The following is a 17,879-nucleotide window of genomic DNA, read 5'->3' as shown; positions in this document are numbered from 1 at the left end:
GCCGACGCGGCGGTCGCTGTTGGCACGGGCCCGCCCGTGCGGAAAGGATATAGGAATGGCCCACAAGAACTATTACTTCACCTCGGAGAGCGTTACCGAGGGCCACCCCGACAAGATGTGCGACCAGATCTCCGACGCCATCGTCGACGCTATTCTCACCAAGGAGGCCAAGCTCCAGGCCGCTGGCTACGTGGATGCCGACGGCAACCCCGCCAATGTCGACAACGTGCGCTGCGCCGTGGAGACCTTCACCACTACCGGTACCGTTGTGGTGATGGGCGAGGTCCGCACCGAGGCCTACGTCGACGTGCAGAAGATCGTGCGCGAGACCGTGCGCGGCATTGGCTACGACCGCGCCAAGTACGGCTTTGACTGCGACACCTGCGGCGTCATCAACATGATTCACGAGCAGAGCCCCGACATCGCGCAGGGCGTAGACGGCACCTACGCTCGCGCCGACGACACCGACCCGCTGGACAAGATCGGCGCCGGTGACCAGGGCATGATGTTCGGTTATGCCTCTGACGAGACCGACGTGCTCATGCCCATGCCCATCTACCTCGCGCAGCGCATGGCCGAGCGCCTGGCTGCCGTCCGCAAGTCCGGCGAGGTCGACTATCTGCGTCCCGATGGCAAGACCCAGGTCACCGTGCGCTACGAGGACGACAAGCCCGTTGAGGTTACGGCCATCGTGGTCTCCACGCAGCACGATGCCAAGGCTGAGCACGACCAGATCGAGCACGACATGGTCGAGCACGTGATTGCCCCCGTCCTGGACGAGGTTGGCATCAAGTGGCGCGATGCCGACATCTACGTGAACCCCACCGGCCGCTTTGTGGTAGGCGGCCCCATGGGCGACACCGGCCTCACCGGTCGCAAGATTATCGTCGACACCTACGGTGGCATGGGCCGTCATGGCGGTGGCTGTTTCTCCGGCAAGGACTGCACCAAGGTCGACCGTTCGGCCGCTTACGCCGCTCGCTGGGTTGCCAAGAACGTGGTTGCCGCAGGGCTTGCCCACAAGTGCGAGGTCGAGCTGGCCTACGCCATCGGCGTCTCCCACCCGCTGTCCATCATGGTCGACACCTTTGGTACCGGCGCGTATGACGACGAGCTCATCGAGAAGGCCGTCGAGAAGGTCTTTGACCTGCGTCCTGGCGCCATCATCCGCGACCTCGACCTTCGTCGCCCGATCTTCCAGAAGACTGCTGCCTACGGTCACTTTGGCCGCAAGGACCCCGACTTCACCTGGGAGGCCACGAACCGCGTCGACGAGCTCAAGGCCGCTATCGCGGAGCTTGCCGAGTAAGCCATTCCATTGTTCTGCCCTGCCTGGCCCCTCCGCCCTCGTGGCGGAGGGGCTTTTTGCGTTGCGCAGCGCCGGGAATCGATGTGGGAAGGGACTTCGGCGCACGGCGCTCGTTGCTTCCCTGCGCAAAAACGCTCTATCGGACGGCGTTTGGCGTTTCCGTGCACAAAAACGCTCTATCGGACAGTGGCTCCAGAGAACTAATATCAATCATTTAACTAAGTATACATGTAGATGTATTTTATGTTCACTTTATGCATAATCATGCAAAATTAGTTGCGTTATTGATGCTGCCACTTTGAGAGCACTGTCCGATAGCGCACTTTTATGCAGCGGCTTCGTTTTCGCCGTCCGATAGAGCATTTTTGTGCATCTACATTATGTGCTGAATGAGGCCCAGACTTCGTGCGGGATGCCCCCGGGCAAATTGTGCGAGTGCGGCGCTACCGACAGGGGTTCGATTCGACTAGGCGAAGCAGCGAGAAGAGCTCGCGGTTCACGTCATCGGGGGCACACTTGGGCAGCACGTGGTCGGCGCCAGGTACCATCACCTTGCGCGCACCGGGTATCGCATCGGCAATCCGCTGCGTCTCGGCGGGGTCGATGCAGTCAAACTCACCGGTCATTACGGTGACGGGGCAGCGTATTGCGCCAAGAGACGCAGCAGGAATATGCGGTTCATCCAGCATGAGGCGCATGAGCTCGGCCGTCGCCCTCGCCTCCTTGGCGCTTGGCGTCACAATAGAGGGGTCCACGCCTTCGGGCCCACGCTCTAGCCATGCGGCCCATGCCTCGCACTGCTGGGCAGTGCCTTCCATGTCCCAGTCGTCTTCGGCAAGGACGCCCTCAGGTGAGAGGTTCGCGCCCATCGAGAGGACCGAGGCTACGCGCTCGGGGTAATCCCGTGCCATGAGCAGCGCTTCTATCGCACCGTCCGAGAAGCCCACAACATGCGCGCGCGGCACGTCAAGTGCGTCGAGCACGGCAAGCGCGTCGGCCGCCATAAGCTCGTAGGTGAGCGGGGCGGTCCCGCGCGTCGAAGCACCCTGCGCGCGGGAGTCCACGCCAATCGCGCAGCGTCCGTCGCCCACCAGGCCGTTTATCTGCACGCCAAAGATTCCGTGCTCCTCGCCGTTGCCGTGCAGAAAGAGAACGGGATGCGTGCTCTCTCGCCGAGCCCCGTCCGCGCCATACACAAACGCCGCAATCTGCGCCCCGTCCGCAGTACGTACCTTGCGAGCCACGCTCGGAGCAACGGTGGGGCGCAGGTAGTAGCTGGGAAAATGCGGCTGTGGCGGTACGGGGGCAGTGACGCGCGGCATGGGGTTCCTCTCGATGGGTTGGGTTGGTAATTCCTCAGGGTACACGTACCAACGGGTCGGGCTTGTGTCCTGAGTACTTCGGTGGGCTAGACGCTGGGGTTATTGCTCTCCGCCCAGCTGACAAACTTGTCGATATACTGTTCTGCCGCTTTTACGGAATCGTCGTTAAAGTCTCTGGTGATTCCGATGAGCGTTGCCCAGCCTTGTCCCTCTCTGCAGTCGAGATAGCATCCTTGTGCAATCTTCTTGGATTGTTGTCTAAAATCATCAAGCACGCTGGATGTTGCTCGATTTGCATCAAACTTGAAAACAACGTAGATTCCGCTACTTTTGTCACGAAGGGAGCAGAGTACGAGCGATGACTCGCGGCTTCTGAAGTCATAACGCTCCTTTGAGGACATGTGCTCTTCTTTGAGATCCTTCTCCCTCAGATGTTTTCTGAGCTCGTTGAGAACGCCGCCTGGCTCTGGCTCCTGGTTTGAAAGGGGAGTAGTAGCTTCTGGCGAGAAGATTGCAGAGATGCTACTGAGAAAATCAGTGAACTTATCGAGAAGTTCCTCGTTGTAGGTACCATCTGCAGCACGCATGCCAACCACGTTAATCAAGGTATCTATGACGCGGTCTTTCTTATCGAGCTCCTCATTGAGATAGTCCTTTAACGGATCGGTTCCTTCTCGAGCATGCGCACTTAGGTCGTTGTACGTGTTCCGGTCTTTTTCATCCGGCCCTTTGGCCTCGTCGCGATACTTGAGGAGAAGTGTGGCAAATAGGAACAGCCTGTCATCTCCGTCCAAAACATACTGTGGATAAATGAGCTGGTAGAGGTCCCAAACATTCAGGACTCGCTTGATGGTGCGGGGGTTGTTGGATCCAAGGATCGTGGCAACCAGATTTGCATAGCTCTCCGAATAGCTGTCGGATTCGGACTTTGGGAGCTTCTGGTTGAGAAGTGTCTTGACGTAATGGGGCACGTTGTACTGCTCCGTAGGGAGGTTGAACGGTAGCTGGATGATTTTGTCGAAGAACTGGCGCTTCTTGAACGGCGAGATGCTGTTGCCGTATTTGCTCTCGATACCCTGGTAGACCACATCGCGGTCGACAGCTAGGACAAAGACGCAGTGCTTGCAGTCCAGGAAGTTCTTCATTGCCTCAAGAAGTTCGAATGCGGTTTCTGGTCGCAGGCGGTCAAGGTCGTCGATGAAGAGAATCACTCGGCTAATGTGTTGCTTTTTGGGCCTTCCCTTCTTATCGGTGGGGTTCACGCAGTCATCAATGAGTTCAGAGATGTTGTTTTTCAACGTTTCAGCAGGCAGCGTCTCAGAGCCGTCTCCGGTTGGAGGTGCAAGGAGTTTGGTGAGGAATTCGGCTAGAGTATCTGACCCAAGAGTTACCTCGGCGGAAATGCCTGCCGCTCTGCTCAGCGCGGTACGGAGCGAGTCTATTGCATGCCGTGCCCGCTCGGACCCTTCGCCTCCTACTGCCTTACTAATGCAATGAAGCATATTTGCCAGCAGGTATACGGGCAACGAATCATCTGCCTTGAGCGTGGAGTATTGCCAAGTGTTAAAGGTCGAGTAGGCTATCTGATTGTCAGGGTTGCTGATGTTGTAGTTGCTAAGCTCTTTCTGGATGAGCTGCAGTGCGGTCGACTTTCCGGAGCCCCAGCCGCCCTGAATGGCTATCGTCATGGGTGTATCGCACGTCTCGATGAAGGTTGCGATGCCCGAGCAGAAGCTGCTTGCATTCAGCGAGTCATTGTCCGTTGCCTGGTCGGTGAATCCGTGTCTTTTGATCTCCATGTTTTTCGACAAGCTCTATCAGTCCCTTCCAGTGACTGAGATGCAACTCAGTTGCTGGCCTACTCCAGCACCGCCGCGGCCTTCTCCAGCCAGGAGGTGATTGGGATTCCCTGCGGGCAGGCGCCCTCGCACTGGAGGCACCGCACGCAGTCGCTGGCCTTACCGTGCTTGTCCACGGCCGACTCGTAGTTGCGCTTGGCGCCGGCAAGATCGCCATACACAAGGTATCGGTTGTACGCCGAGAAGACCGAGGGAATGTCAATCTCCTGGGGGCATCCGCCGGTGCAGTAGTGGCACCCGGTGCAGGGAATCTGGTCGATGGCGGCAAGCGCCTTGCTCGCGTGCTCCACCGCGTCCTGCTCGACGGCGCTCAGCGGCGTGAATTCGCGCATGTAGGAGAGGTTGTCTGCCATCTGCTCGACGTTCGACATGCCGGAGAGCACGACCATCACGTTCTCCAGGCTAGCCACAAACCGCACCGCCCAGCTGGCAATCGAGGCGTCCGGGTTGGTCGCGTGCAGGATGTCCTGCACCTGCTGCGGCGGGTTGGCGAGAAGCCCGCCCTTGACGGGCTCCATCACCACGACGGGCTTGCCGTGGGCACAGGCCACCTCGTAGTTCTCGCGCGAGCAGACGCTGGGACTTTCCCAGTCGCCGTAATTGAGTTGCAGCTGCACGAACTCAGCCTCGGGGTGGCGCGTCAGGATCTGATCGAGGACATCCGGACGGTCGTGGAACGAGAAGCCCACGTGCCGCACAAGCCCCTGCTCCTTGGCCCTGGCCGCAAACTCCCAGATGCCATAGTCCTCGTAGTAGCCAATGTTTCTCGATCCCAGAGCATGCAGCAGGTAGAAGTCAAAATAGCCGGCCCCGGTGCGCTCGAGCGACACCGCAAGCTCTCGCTTCGCCTCGTCGGCGGACTTTGCCGCCCACGGGCTGGCGTTGACCTTGTCGGCTAGGTAGAAGCTCTCGCGAGGGTGTCGCCCAACAAGAAAGCGTCGCGTTGCCTCCTCGCTTCCCTCGTAGACGTAGGCGGTGTCAAAGTAGCGCATGCCCGCGTCGAGAAAGGCGTCGGTCATGGCCTCGCACTGCTCGATGTCGATGGTCTTGCCATCTGCCAGGCGCGGCAGACGCATGAGGCCAAACCCCAGCTTGGGCATGGTGGTCCCAAAGAACTCGTTCACGGCGGCTCCTCTCTACGAGAATGAGACAAAGGGACAGTCCCTTTGTCTCATTCACAGTATGGGGCATGTGCGGCGGTTGCCGCTTGGCTTCTCGGTCGCCGACACGATGAGACAAAGGGAAACTCCCTCTGTCTCATTTCTGTTGCGAAGCCAACAGAATAGCGATGCAGGTATTTATATCGTTTTGTCGTTATGGAGCTAGGGATATGATGGACGAGAAGATCCCAGCGCTACCAGTCTGTGCGGGAGGGACCATGCTCCAGAGAAGAGAATTCCTGCGCCTCTCGGTGCTCCTTGGTGCTGGCATCCTTGCCGGGTGCGCTGCGCAGCCAGATGCGAGTGCCTCCTCGACGCAGTCGGAAGGCGCGTCGGACGCATCCTCCTCGACCGATGCCACAAGCACCCGCGTTGTCGCTGCGTCCCGCTCGCTTGCCCAGATGGCAATTCTTGCTGGCATGCCGCCCGTGGGTGTGACCGAGGACGCCGCAGACCTCGACGGCCTGCCTGCAGACGTGGAGACCGTGGGCACTCCCGCCAAGCCCAGCCTGGAGAAGATAGTCGCGCTCAAGCCCACGCTCGTGCTCATCACCGCCGAGGTCCCCACGCAGAAGGAGCTCGAGTCCAGCCTGGACAGCGCCGGCATCGCGTGGCGCGACGTCGACGTGAACGGCTTTGACGACTACGCAACCCACATGGCCGCGCTCACCGAGATGAGCGGCCGAGACGACCTCTACCAGGCAAACGTCACAGACGTCTCTGACGCTATAGCAAAAGTCGAGGAGAGCGCCGCCGACCTTCCGCAGGTAAGCTACCTGGCACTTCTCGTCTCGTCCACCAAGGCGAAGGTCGCGAAGAGCGACTACTTTGCCTGTGAGATCTTCGACAACCTGCAGATGGCAAACGTTGCCGAAGACGACAGTTCGCTCGACGACCTCTCGGTCGAGGCCATTGTGGCCGCTGATCCCACCTATGTCTTTGTCATCCCCCGTGGCGACGAGGACAAGGCCAAGGAGGTCTTCGAGCAGGACTTCCAGGCGCAGCCTGCGTGGGCGTCGCTCTCGGCGGTGCAGGCCGGCAGGATCAATGTCCTGCCCAAGGACCTCTTTGAGTACAAGCCCAACGAGCGCTGGGCAGAGGCGTACTCCTACATCCTCAACCTCCGAGAGCAAGAGGGGTAGCCACATGGCCCATGGGGGAGAGGGAACAAGCGAGAGGAGCCGCTGGGCGTGCGTCTTAGGCGCCGTTGCGCTCGTGCTCATCTCGTTGGCCTCGCTCCTTGCGGGCACCACAGCCTTGGGCACGTGCGAGGCGCTCCAGGCGCTCGCGACCCTTGCCTCCGGCGGCACCGCAGACGCCACTGCCACACTCGTCCTCCTGAGCGTGCGCCTTCCCCGTGTGATAGCGGGCGTGTGCTGCGGTGCAGCGCTTGCCTGCTCCGGTCTGCTCCTGCAGGCCTCGCTCGACAACGACCTTGCGTCGCCTGGCGTGATGGGCGTCAACTCCGGGGCGGGCCTGCTCTGGCTCGTGGCGGCACTCTGGATGCCAGGACATCCGGTGCTCCGGCAAGCCATGGCCTTTGTCGGCGCGCTTCTCGCCACACTTCTGGTCTACCTGGTATCGCGCCGTGCTGGTACCAGCCGCGGGACCGTGGTCCTTGCGGGCGTCGCCGTCTCGAGCCTCATGAGCGCTGCCATCGACGCCATTGTGGTCGTGTGGCCCGAGTCGGTTACGGACCGCGTGTCCTTCACGCTGGGTGGCCTCTCGGGCGTTACCTACCAGGGCCTGGCGCTCTGCGTGCCCGCCCTCTTGGTGGCGCTTGTTGTGGGGGCCTACCTCGGTCGCGGCATAGACCTCCTTGCGCTGGGGGACGAGGCCGCGCACGGCCTTGGCCTCGACGTGCGCGCCTGCAGACTTGGTACCATCGCCTGCGCGGCGCTTCTGGCCGCCTCGGCCGTCTCGATCTGCGGCCTTCTCAGCTTTGTAGGCCTCATCGTCCCCAACCTGGTGCGCATGTGGGCGCGTCCCACAACTCGTCAGGGGCTCGCTCTCTGCGCCCTGTGGGGAGCTGCGCTCTTGGTTGTGTGCGACCTCGTGGCACGGACCATTGCGTTTCCCTACGAGCTGCCGGTTGGCCTGGTTCTTGCGCTTCTCGGCGCGCCGTTCTTCATGGCGCTCCTGGCACGGCGCGGGCGCAAGCACGGCTCGCACTCCGTGGCGGCGGGTCGTGGGGGTGAGGCCGCGTGATTGGTGTGAAGGGGCTCTCGTTTGTGCGCGACGGCGGCTTTTCTCTGGCCGTGGACTCGCTCGAGCTCAATGACGGCCAGGTGAGCGCCCTGGTGGGAAAGAACGGCTGCGGCAAGTCCACGCTCCTTCGCTGCCTTGCGGGCGTGCTCCCGCATGGCGGGAGCATCCTTCTGGACGGTGCGGAGCTCGGAAGCCTTGGCCACAGGGAGCGCGCCCGGCACCTGGCCTACCTGCCGCAGGAGTTGGGGTGCCCGCAGATGGACGTCTACACCCTTGCCTGCCACGGGCGCTTTGCCACGCTTGGCGCCGTGAGGACCTTAGGCGAGAGGGACCGCCGCCTGGTGCGCCAGGCCATGGAGCTCACGGGCGTGTGGGGTCTTCGCGACCGACGCCTCGCAGACATCTCTGGCGGTGAGCTTCAGCGTGCCTACCTGGCCATGGTTGTCGCTCAGGACGCTGGCACGCTCCTTCTCGACGAGCCGTCGGCGCACCTGGACGCCCACAGGCGCTGGGAGCTCGCAGGCCTGTTGCGCCGCCTTGCGGAAGAGGGGCTTGCGGTGGTTGTTGCCACGCACGACGTGGAGTCGGCCTTCTCGTGCGCCGACAAGGTCTGCCTCATGGCGGACGGTCGGGTGGCTGCCCAGGGTCCGCCAGGCGTCGTGGCGGCAAGCGGGGCGGTTGCCCCGGCGCTTGGGGTTGGCGTGGCCGAGCAGGACGACCCCAAACTCCTGTGGCGGTATGCGCTCACACGCGCGTGAACCCGCGCGCGAGACAAGAAAGGACATGCGCCCTCGGGCGCGGAAGAGAGGGGAGACCATGGGATACGTGCTTGATGGGGAGGGGCTTGACGGGCTGGTTCGCGAGCTTGCCCGCGACTACCTCGTCTTTGCGCCGGTCCGCAAGGTGGGCGCTGGCCGCTTCACCGACGTGGACCAGGTGATCTACGACTTTGTGGACGACGCGTCACAGATCGAGCTTGACGCCAAGAGCGACTACTCCTTCAAGGAGCTGCTCACGCCGCTCTCGCAGACGCTCTTCTACTATACCGAGGATCAGGTGCGCGAGGCAGGGGGCATTGGCTCCGCCGGTGACCCCGCCCGCGAGGGAGACACACGCGACGTCCTCGTGCTCATGCGCGCCTGCGACCTGCACGGCGTCAAGCGCCTCGACGCCATGTACCTGCACAACGGCCCCGAGGACAGCTTCTATCGGCGCATCCGCGACCGCGTGCACTTTGTGCTTCTCGGCTGTCCCCAGACCTTCGAGCACTGCTTCTGCGTAGACATGGGATCAAATGTTGCGCCGGACAACTGGGAGTTCTCGCTCGAGCGCTCGGGCGAGGGCTATGCGTGCGCCGTTGAAAACGAGTCCCTCCTTCCGCTCTTCGAGCGCTACGCCACGGCCAGCCGCGACGTGGTGCCTGCGCACGTCACCCAGAACGACGTGCACGTGCGCGTTCCCAAGACGGTGCCGCTCGAGCTCCGCACTAGCCCCGTGTGGGACGAGTACAACCACCGCTGCATTGGCTGCGGCCGCTGCACGCTGGTGTGCCCCACCTGCACCTGCTTCACCATGCAGGACGTTGCCTACACCGAGAACGGCCGGGTGGGCGAGAGGCGCCGCGTGCAGGCCAGCTGCATGATTGACGGCTACTCCACGGTGGCCGGCGGCGCGAGCTACCGTAAGCAGCACGGCGAGCGCATGCGTTTCAAGGTGCTGCACAAGGTGTATGACTTCCGCCAGCGCTTTGGCTACGACATGTGCGTGGGCTGCGGCCGCTGCGACGACGTCTGCCCCGAGTACATCAGCTTCGCCGCGTGCGTCAACAAGCTCTCTGACGCCGTGGACGAGTGGGACGCCCAGCATGAGGGGAGCGTGGCCCGTGATGCCTAGCAACAACCCGTACATTCCCTTCTCCTCCAAGGTGCTCAAGGTCATCAAGCACACCGAGAAGGAGTACACCTTCCGCATGGCCTTTGGCGGAGAGGTTCGCCCCGGCCAGTTCTTCGAGGTCTCCGTCCCCAAGTACGGCGAGGCCCCCATCAGCGTGAGCGGCATCGTGCCCGGCGAGTCGGTCGACCTCACCATCCGCCGCGTGGGCGTGGTGACCAACGAGGTGTTCGAGGCCTACGAGGGCCAGTCGCTTCTCCTGCGCGGCCCCTACGGCAACGGCTTTGAGGTGGAGCACTATGTGGACGGCGAGTGCGTCGTGGTGGCCGGCGGCACGGGCGTGAGCCCGGTGCGAGGCGTGGTAGAGGCACTGGCCGCAAGCGCCACGCCGCAGGACAAGCACGTAATCGTGGGCTTCCGCAGTCCCAACGACCTGCTCTTCCGCGACGACCTTGCGCGCTGGGAGAACCTCGTTGACCTCATCCTCACGGTGGACGGCGCGCCCGAGGGCTACCAGGGCAACGTTGGCCTGGTGACCAAGTTCATCCCGGGCCTGCCGCTGCGCGACCCCTCCACGGCGCAGGCCATTGTGGTTGGACCGCCGCCCATGATGCGCTTCTCCGTGAAGGGCCTTCTCGAGCTGGGTCTTGCCGAGGAGAACATCTGGGTGAGCCAGGAGCGAAAGATGTGCTGTGGCCTGGGCAAGTGCGGCCACTGCCGCATAGGCGAGAAGTACGTGTGCCTGGACGGGCCCGTCTTCAACTACACCCAGAGCAAGCAGTTGCTGGACTAGGAGGCCGCCATGATTCAGGACATCGACGTCAAGGCCATGAAGAAGAACGCGTTCCGCGTGAGCAAGGAGCGCGGGATGACTGCCAGCCGCGTGCGCGTTCCCGGCGGCCTGGTGAGCGCCAAGAGCATGGCGCGCATAGTGGAGATTGCCGAGGAGTACGGCAGGGGAGAGATCTTCCTCACCAACCGACAGGGAGTGGAGATTCCGGGCATCCACATGGAGGACATGCCCAAGGTCAACGAGAAACTCCAGGCAATCATCGAGGACACCAAGATCAACCAGGAGGATACCTCCCAGGGCTACCTGGCAAGCGGCACGCGCAACGTGGTAGCCTGCCCGGGCAAGCGCCTGTGCCCGTTTGGCTGCTATGACACCACGGCGTTCGCGCAGCGCATGGACCACGAGATCTTCCCCAACAACCGCCACGTGAAGGTGGCCTTCACCGGCTGCTCAAACGACTGCGCGCACGTGGCCTTGAACGACTTTGGCATCATCGGCATGACCGAGCCCCAGTACGACCCCAACCGCTGCATTGGTTGTGGCCAGTGCGTGGACTGGTGCCAGCGCCGCTCGGTGAGCGCGCTCAGGCTGGAGAAGGGCAAGGTCGTGCGCGACGAGGACCGTTGCATTGGCTGTGGCGTGTGCGTGGTCTACTGTCCCACGCGTGCCTGGACGCGCAGCCCCGAGCACTACTTCCGCGTCAAGATCATGGGCCGAACGGGCAAGCAGAACCCGCGGCTGGCGCAGGACTGGCTGCGCTGGGTGGACGAGGACTCCATCGTGAAGATCGTGAAGAACACCTATGCCTTCATCGAGGAGTACATCGACCCCAACGCGCCCGAGGGCAAGGAGCACATTGGCTACATCGTCGACCGCGTGGGCTTCGACGAGTTCTGCGAGTGGGCGCTCAAGGATGTCGAGCTTCCCGAGAAGTGCCAGCGCGCCACGCGCGTGTACTGGGACACCAAGCGCTACGACCGCGACAACAACCTGCGATAGCGTACGTGTCGTGAGACAAAGGGACTGTCCCTTTGTCTCATTCAACAAGAGGGGCGCCTGCGCGGGCGCCCCTCTTTTTCTCGTCTTATTTCTGGCTCGGGTGCTTCTCGAAGAAGTCGAAGCGCGGCGGTAGCTCGGGCAGCGCGTGCTCGGCGGGGTTCTCGCCAAGCGCCCGCGCCAGCTCGCCGGGGGTCTCGAACGCATGCTCCCAGGAGAAGAAGTCCTCGGCCGCAAAACCCAGGTGCTCGCAGATCTTCTCGCAGCCGGCGGGTACCGCAGGATGCATGAGCAGTGTCACGGTGCGCAGCGCGGCAAAGGCATTTGCCAGCGCGTGCTTGTAGGCTGCGTCGTCGCCCTTGGCGGCCTTGGACTCGTCGCCCCAGCGGCGGTTGGCGTCGCGGCAGAAGTCCTCGGCCACGGCAAGCGCGCCGTGGGCGTCGAAGGCGTGGGCGCAGCGCTCGTAGGCAAGCGTCGCCTCTCGGCAGGCGTCCAGTACGTCGGCATCCGCCTCAACCGCAGGCAGGTGCCCCGCGCAGACGTTCTGTGCGCCGTAGATGCAGCTCCTGGCTAGGCGGTTGAAGATGTTGGTGAGGAAGGCGCTCTCCTTGAGGGCTGGGTCAACCACGCGCGGGTCGTCCTTCACCAGGACGTCCTCGCCGGTGGCCTTGTCCTTGTGGCTCACGGAGGTGTCGTAGGGCTTGGGCGAGAAGCTCACGGCCTTCTGGTCCAGGCCCAGGCTCAGCCAGTGGCAGCGCAGCTGCTCGGCGGTGTAGTGGTCGAGAAGCTCGGCTGCCATGGGCGGGCGGATCTTACCCGAGCTGGAGGCCTTCTTGTTCATGAACAGGATGTGGTAGTTGGCCACGGGCGTGTCTTGGAAGAGGCCCCAGTTGAGTGCGTCCCACAGTGCGGGCTGCGCCACGCAGTAGAAGTAGATGTTGTCTTGGCCAATGAACTGGTAGACCTTGGCGTCGTCCGCGCACCACCAGTCGCGCCAGTCGTCGGACGAGAAGCGCGTGCCGCCGGTCTTCTCGTCCAGGGCAAGCGCGGTCTGCGTGAAGCTGATGGGCGCCCAGAGGCTCTCGGGCCAGCACCACACGGTGAGGCCGCTCGTATCCTCGAGCTCAGGCGCGGGCACGCCCCACTCGATGTTGCCGGTGATGCGGAAGGGCAAAAGCGTCTTGCCCGTGCGGAAGCGCACACCTGCCGCCTCCAGAATGGCGCGAGCGTCGTCACGGTCGCGCCAGTTAGCAAACTCAACCGAGAAGGACTGCTGGCCCTTCTCGGCCTCGTGGAGCTGGTGGGCGGGGAGCTTGTCCTCAACCGCATTGAAGCTCTCGCGGAACTTGTCCTGGATGTAGACCACGGGCGGCACGAGAGACTCGCGCACCGTCTTGGTGACGATGGGCCTCACCTGCGGGTCGACGTCCCACTCGTCCATGAGCTCCTTGAGCTGTGACTCAAAGGCGGGCAGGTCGAAGTACCAGTTGTCAACGGGGCGCAGCTCGGGCGTGGTGCCGGTGAGCGCCGATACGGGATTGATGAGCTCCTCGGGGTCAAACTGGTGGCCCAGGTCGCACTCGTCGGCGTACGCCTTCTCGGACTTGCAGCCGCGCACGGGGCAGCGGCCAATGACCTGGCGCCCGTTCAGGAACTGGCCGGCCTCGACGTCGTAGAACTGGCGGGTGCTCATCTTGTGCAGGTAGCCGCGCTCGTGGAGGCGGCGCAGGACCTCGGCGGTGAGACGGGCGTGGAAGTCGCGCGCCGGCTCGAGGCCGGAGCCCGCAAAGAGGTCGAGCGAGATGCCGTAGGCGTCAAGCGCCGCCTTCTGGGCGTCATGGTTGGCTTGGACGTAGTCGGTGATGGTGCCCTGGTAGCCCTCCTGCTCCACCTTCTTGCGGTAGCCCTCCATGAGGGGCGAGCCGTAGCAGTCCGTGCCCGAGACAAAGATCACGTTCTTGCTGCCTATGCGGTCGCGCAGGAAGCGCGCGAAGAAGTCCGCGGGCACAAAGACGCCGCCGATGTGGCCAAAGTGCAGGTTCTTGTTGCCGTACGGCATGCCCCCGGTGATAACGGCGCGGGCGGGGAAGCTCGGGCGGTCTTGCTCCGGGACGTTCTGGGAATTGTCTGCCATGTGGGACGTGCTCCCTCTTGGTCGTGGTGGTGCAGGTGACGCCCGCTGGCGTGACGCGCACGCCATGGGCCACGTGATTATCCCACAACGCGCGTACGCGCGGGTGGTCTGGGACGACGCAGGCTGGGTACGTTGATGGTGTGGCCAACACCGATGCCGCGACTCCCGCGATCCCCTCGTGTTGTCCCTTCTCGTTCTTTAGCGGTATTTGAGAATTGAGTTTCTCGCGACCTGCGGAAATGCGGGCAGCGTTTCTCAAATACCGCTAAAGAACGAGAAGGGGAGGGGCGGCGAGGGGGAGGGGCGGAGGGCGAGAGGGGCTAGGGGCGAGAGAGGATAGGGGGAGGTATGAGCGTCGAGAAGGTCATAGTCGCGGAGCCGCTGCTGTGGGGCGGCCAGGGCTTCTCCATGTTTGGCCCCTGGCACCTGCTCTGGCTTGCCATCTGCGCGACGGTCATCGCGCTTCTCGTCCACGGTTATCGGAGTCTCCCCGCAGACGACTCCTGGCACGGCGGCAGGCGCTGGCTCGTCCTTGTTGCCGCAATCGTCCCCAATGCCCTATTGCTGTGGGGAGACGTGCTCAAGGTACAGACAGGGACCTTCTCGCCCAACTGGTGGCCGCTCCACCTGTGCAACATCGCCGAGTACATCTGCCTGTGGCATGCGCTCGCCCCATCGCGCGTAACCCGCGAGCTGCTGCTGTGTTTTGGCCTCACCGGCGGTCTCTGCGCCATGCTCTTCCCTGGCTGGACGTACTGCCCGCCGTACACGCTACCCTGCATCAGCGGCTTCATGGAGCATGCGTTCATCTTCTCCGTCTCGCTCATGGCGCTCGACGACCCTCACAAGGCCCCAAAGTGGCGCGACGCGTGGATCTCGCTCGCGGCATCTGCGCTCTACCTGGTCTTCTTTAGGTGGTTTAACGGTATGTTCGACACCAACTTCGGCTTTGTGACAAGTCCGGCCGTGGGCTCGCCGCTCGAGTGGTGGGAGCGTGCCTTTGGCAACCCCGGCTACCTCGTGCCATACATGGCGTCGTTCGTGGTGGCGGTTGTGTTGCTGCACGCCTGGCAGGCCTCGCGGCGGCGCGGCGTTGAAGGAGACGCGTCGTGAGGAGCGTTGCGCATCTCGATATCCTTGGCGACACCCCGCTTACCCGTCACGTGGTGGCGCTCTCGGCGGTGCTTCTTGGCGTGGGCCTTGTGGGACAGATTTTTCTTGTGGTGATGCGCGGGTGGGGCATGGGCGTTGGCGCGTGGCTGGCCTTCTACGTGGTGGCGACGGTTGTGGCGCTGCCCATCCACGAGCTTGTCCACGCGGCGGCGTTTCTGCTGCTTGGGCGCGGTAAGGTGCGCATACGCTTTGGGTACGAGACGGGCATGCTCTACACCCGTGCCGAGGGCGAGCCGCTCGCGCGCGGGCTCTTTGTGGCGGTGCTGCTGGCGCCGTCGGTGCTTGTCACGGCGGCGTTGGCGGTGCTGGGCAATGCGGTTGCCGGGCCCGCGCTTGGCTGGGCGCTTGCGTGGACGCATCTCTCGGGGTGCGCCGGCGACCTGGCCATGGTTGCGGGCATTGCTCGCACGCCCGGCTGCACGCACGTGCGAGACACGGACACGGGCGTGGAGCTTCTCGCTAATGACGGTGAGGGTGACGGCGCATAGCTGTATTTTTCGATCGTTTGGCGCGCTCTAATCAATCGAAAAATGCATGGATAAGAAGGCGAGAAGGACGTTGCGGCGGCAGCGAGCCGCCGCATTGTGTCACCAAGCCTTCGCCTTACGTTCTCTTTGCGTACTTCTCGCCATAAGCCTACGCTGGCTCCACCTCGTCGCACTATCGTATGCGAGGCAATCGGGACGACAAGGACACGGGGAGTGGCATGATCAAAGCCAATTTCCACACGCACACGACGCTCTGTGACGGCAAGGACACGCCGGAAGAGATGGCTCGGACGGCATATGACGACGGCCTTCTCGCCCTAGGCTTCTCCGGCCACATGGATCAGGACGTCCATATGGACTGGGACGCCTATGTAACGGAAATACGCCAGCTCCAGGACAAGTATCGCGGGCGTATGGACATCCTTCTCGGTGTGGAACTGGACACGCTCTACGATCCCGCCAGTTGTCCGGGGGCAGAGTTCAGGATTGGCTCCACGCACTTCGTGGACGTCGAGGCCGAATGCGACACGGCGGTCGACTGGACTCCCGAGAGGCTGGAAACCCTCTGTCTCGAGGCGTTTGGTGGCAACTGGATGGCGCTTGTCCGCGCCTACTACGAGCTGGAGGCCACGACGCACGACCGTACGGAATGCACCTTCGTTGGCCACTTCGACCTAGTGAGCAAGTTCAACGAGGGCGGAAAGTACTTTGACGAGACTTCCAAGGAGTATCTTGACCCGGCGCTCGAGGCCATGGAGTACCTGGTGGGGGAGGGCGTGCCCTTCGAGGTCAACTGCGGCGCCATGGCACGCGGCATTCGCAGCCAGCCCTATCCGCGCCGCGAGCTCCTTAGCGCATTGCACGAGATGGGCGGTCAAATCCTTGTGAACTCCGACGCCCACAGCGCGGATGCGCTCTGCGGCGGGCTGGACGATGGCGCGCGCTTCGCAGCGTCATGTGGATTCACGAGCGCGCTCGTCCTCGGGCATGACGCGCGCGGCGAGGTCGTGATGCGCGAGGTGCCGCTGGGGGAGGGCGCTCAGTGATGGGAGACCCCCAGAGAAACGCGGTCGATCTTGTCGTCGACGGGGTGCCTTGCCACGTTCCCTTCTCGGAGCAGACCATCTGCCTCTGCCACGACCTTCTCGCCCAATGGACTTCGCGCCAGCGTGAGCTTGGCCGCCGCATGGTCATCTTTCTTGCCGCCCCTCCAGGTGCCGGAAAGTCCACCCTTGCAAGCCTTCTCGCGAAGCTCTCTTGCGAGGACGAATCATGCGAACCGCTGGTAGCGCTGCCACTCGACGGCTTTCACTACCATGCGGACGTGATCGCGGCGCGCAGCGTTTGCGTAGAGGGGCGACAGGTGCCCATGCGCGAGGTCAAGGGGACGCTGGAGACCTTCGACCACGCCCGCTTTGCCGAGAAGTGCAGAGAGCTCTGCTCGGGCACGACCGTGTCGTGGCCGCGCTATGACCGGAACATCCACGACGTCGTTGACGATGCGATCGCGGTTCCGCCTAACGCGCGCCTGGTGCTCGTCGAGGGGAACTGGCTACTCTCGAGTGAGTCCCCCTGGGATGAGACGCGCGACTTGGCAGACGCGTCATATCTCCTTGTCGCCGACCCTGACCTCCTACACCGTCGGCTGGTTGCGAGAAAGGCTCGCGGCGGGCTTTCGCTCGAGGCGGCCGAGGAGTGGTACAGGAGATGCGACGGAATGAACGTGCGTCGTGTACTTGCGTATTCCTCTGCAGACAATATGCTGGTAGAGGACGAGAAGGGCAGCATATGGCCTTCTGGGGGAAAGATTGTGGGGAGCGGTGCCGATGCAATTTCACGGGGATGACAAGAACGGCAGCGGTTTGGTGCCGAGTTCCCGTACGCCGCTGCTCCTCCACGCCTGCTGCGGTCCTTGCTCGATAGAGCCTGTGGAGCTTCTTCGCCGCGAGGGCTTTGAGCCAACCATCTGCTGGACCAACCCAAACATCCAACCTGTGGCCGAGCACGACCGTCGCCTTGCCACGCTGCGCGCGTGGGCGGCGGACGTCGCACACGTTGATGTGATAGTTGCCGGAGACAACCGTTCTGCATGGGAGACAGGCGTTGCCCCGCATGGCTTCGACCGCGCCGCGCGCTGCCGCGCCTGCTATGCCCTCCGTCTGGCAGAGGCATGTCGTACGGCCCGCGAGCTGGGCTTTACTCACATCTCCACCACACTTGCCGTCTCGCCGTACCAGCTCTTCGAGACCTGCGGAGACGTGCTCGCCAAGACAGCCGCCGCATACGGCCTCACCCCGGTGTGGCGCGACTTCCGCCCCTACTATCCCGAGGCCACCCGCACCTCACGTGACCTGGGCATGTATCGGCAGAACTACTGCGGCTGCCGCTTCTCGGCCGCCGAGGCCGCCGTCGAGCGCCACGAGGCCCGCGACCGCCGCAAGGCCGAGCGCGAGGCCGCTCACGCTGCGGCCAGCGTTGCCGCCGCGCGCTAGCCTCGCCGTCGCTTCTCGTCACCACGCGCTAGAATGGGCGGCCGGCGCACTAAGC

General features: G+C 63.2%; 17 protein-coding genes. 13 read left to right on the top strand and 4 right to left on the bottom strand.

Annotated elements, in window-relative coordinates:
• Window positions 1-55: 55 nt before the first annotated feature.
• Window positions 56-1,309 (top strand): methionine adenosyltransferase, encoded by a 1,254-nt coding sequence (metK, locus tag AUL39_RS09520; protein WP_059055666.1) that lies wholly within the window; start codon window positions 56-58, stop codon window positions 1,307-1,309.
• Window positions 1,310-1,752: 443 nt separating this feature from the next.
• Here the strand turns inward: metK and AUL39_RS09515 are convergent, their stop codons facing one another.
• The 3 genes from AUL39_RS09515 to AUL39_RS09505 all read right to left on the bottom strand — a co-directional run bounded on the left by AUL39_RS09515 (window position 1,753) and on the right by AUL39_RS09505 (window position 5,614).
• On the bottom strand, window positions 1,753-2,631 hold the full coding sequence (locus AUL39_RS09515; protein WP_059055664.1) for an alpha/beta fold hydrolase: 879 nt from the start codon (window positions 2,629-2,631) through the stop codon (window positions 1,753-1,755).
• An 86-nt stretch (window positions 2,632-2,717) separates the two neighbouring features.
• Window positions 2,718-4,430 carry a KAP family P-loop NTPase fold protein gene (locus tag AUL39_RS09510; RefSeq protein ID WP_059055661.1) on the bottom strand — a complete coding sequence of 571 codons (1,713 nt, stop codon included), beginning with the start codon at window positions 4,428-4,430 and terminating at the stop codon, window positions 2,718-2,720.
• A gap of 59 nt (window positions 4,431-4,489) precedes the next feature.
• On the bottom strand, window positions 4,490-5,614 hold the full coding sequence (locus tag AUL39_RS09505) for an aldo/keto reductase (RefSeq protein WP_201783943.1): 1,125 nt from the start codon (window positions 5,612-5,614) through the stop codon (window positions 4,490-4,492).
• 254 nt (window positions 5,615-5,868) lie between these two features.
• Here AUL39_RS09505 and AUL39_RS09500 point away from each other — a divergent pair, with 254 nt between their 5' ends.
• From AUL39_RS09500 to asrC, 6 genes are read left to right on the top strand one after another with little or no spacing between them, the layout of a single operon-like run.
• Window positions 5,869-6,792, top strand: a complete 924-nt coding sequence (locus AUL39_RS09500) for an ABC transporter substrate-binding protein (RefSeq protein WP_235810831.1) — start codon at window positions 5,869-5,871, stop codon at window positions 6,790-6,792.
• 4 nt (window positions 6,793-6,796) lie between these two features.
• On the top strand, window positions 6,797-7,858 hold the full coding sequence (locus AUL39_RS09495; RefSeq protein WP_059055658.1) for a FecCD family ABC transporter permease: 1,062 nt from the start codon (window positions 6,797-6,799) through the stop codon (window positions 7,856-7,858).
• Window positions 7,855-8,616 carry an ABC transporter ATP-binding protein gene (locus tag AUL39_RS09490; RefSeq protein ID WP_059055655.1) on the top strand — a complete coding sequence of 254 codons (762 nt, stop codon included), beginning with the start codon at window positions 7,855-7,857 and terminating at the stop codon, window positions 8,614-8,616. The genes AUL39_RS09495 and AUL39_RS09490 overlap by 4 nt, the downstream gene beginning before the upstream one ends.
• Window positions 8,617-8,674: 58 nt before the next feature.
• Window positions 8,675-9,751: an anaerobic sulfite reductase subunit AsrA gene (gene asrA / locus AUL39_RS09485; protein WP_059055653.1), complete on the top strand. Its 1,077-nt coding sequence runs from the start codon at window positions 8,675-8,677 to the stop codon at window positions 9,749-9,751.
• Window positions 9,744-10,541, top strand: a complete 798-nt coding sequence (asrB, locus tag AUL39_RS09480) for an anaerobic sulfite reductase subunit AsrB (RefSeq protein WP_059055651.1) — start codon at window positions 9,744-9,746, stop codon at window positions 10,539-10,541. The genes asrA and asrB overlap by 8 nt, the downstream gene beginning before the upstream one ends.
• Window positions 10,542-10,550: 9 nt before the next feature.
• Window positions 10,551-11,540: a sulfite reductase subunit C gene (asrC, locus tag AUL39_RS09475; RefSeq protein ID WP_059055649.1), complete on the top strand. Its 990-nt coding sequence runs from the start codon at window positions 10,551-10,553 to the stop codon at window positions 11,538-11,540.
• A gap of 85 nt (window positions 11,541-11,625) precedes the next feature.
• Here asrC and AUL39_RS09470 read toward each other — a convergent pair whose 3' ends face one another.
• Window positions 11,626-13,671 (bottom strand): class I tRNA ligase family protein, encoded by a 2,046-nt coding sequence (locus AUL39_RS09470; RefSeq protein ID WP_059055647.1) that lies wholly within the window; start codon window positions 13,669-13,671, stop codon window positions 11,626-11,628.
• Here AUL39_RS09470 and AUL39_RS11485 point away from each other — a divergent pair.
• The 6 genes from AUL39_RS11485 to AUL39_RS09445 all read left to right on the top strand — a co-directional run bounded on the left by AUL39_RS11485 (window position 13,670) and on the right by AUL39_RS09445 (window position 17,824).
• Entirely contained in the window at window positions 13,670-13,807 is a 138-nt protein-coding gene (locus AUL39_RS11485; protein WP_235810830.1) for a hypothetical protein, read from the top strand. The two genes, AUL39_RS09470 and AUL39_RS11485, sit on opposite strands and share 2 nt — an antisense overlap.
• Window positions 13,808-14,019: 212 nt before the next feature.
• Entirely contained in the window at window positions 14,020-14,784 is a 765-nt protein-coding gene (locus AUL39_RS09465; RefSeq protein ID WP_059055645.1) for a YwaF family protein, read from the top strand.
• Window positions 14,781-15,332, top strand: coding sequence for a DUF3267 domain-containing protein (locus AUL39_RS09460; protein ID WP_059055643.1), 552 nt, complete (start codon window positions 14,781-14,783; stop codon window positions 15,330-15,332). The genes AUL39_RS09465 and AUL39_RS09460 overlap by 4 nt, the downstream gene beginning before the upstream one ends.
• Window positions 15,333-15,550: 218 nt before the next feature.
• On the top strand, window positions 15,551-16,378 hold the full coding sequence (locus AUL39_RS09455) for a histidinol-phosphatase HisJ family protein (RefSeq protein ID WP_059055641.1): 828 nt from the start codon (window positions 15,551-15,553) through the stop codon (window positions 16,376-16,378).
• Window positions 16,378-17,178, top strand: coding sequence for a nucleoside/nucleotide kinase family protein (locus AUL39_RS09450; RefSeq protein ID WP_059055639.1), 801 nt, complete (start codon window positions 16,378-16,380; stop codon window positions 17,176-17,178). The genes AUL39_RS09455 and AUL39_RS09450 overlap by 1 nt, the downstream gene beginning before the upstream one ends.
• Window positions 17,159-17,824, top strand: a complete 666-nt coding sequence (locus AUL39_RS09445) for an epoxyqueuosine reductase QueH (protein WP_059055636.1) — start codon at window positions 17,159-17,161, stop codon at window positions 17,822-17,824. Before AUL39_RS09450 ends, AUL39_RS09445 begins: the two co-directional genes overlap by 20 nt.
• The last annotated feature ends 55 nt before the right edge of the window (window positions 17,825-17,879 follow it).

Origin of the sequence: Tractidigestivibacter scatoligenes (genome assembly GCF_001494635.1) — a bacterium.
In the GTDB taxonomy this organism is placed as follows: Bacteria; Actinomycetota; Coriobacteriia; order Coriobacteriales; family Atopobiaceae; genus Tractidigestivibacter; species Tractidigestivibacter scatoligenes.
This window is presented reverse-complemented; position numbering and strand designations above follow the sequence as displayed.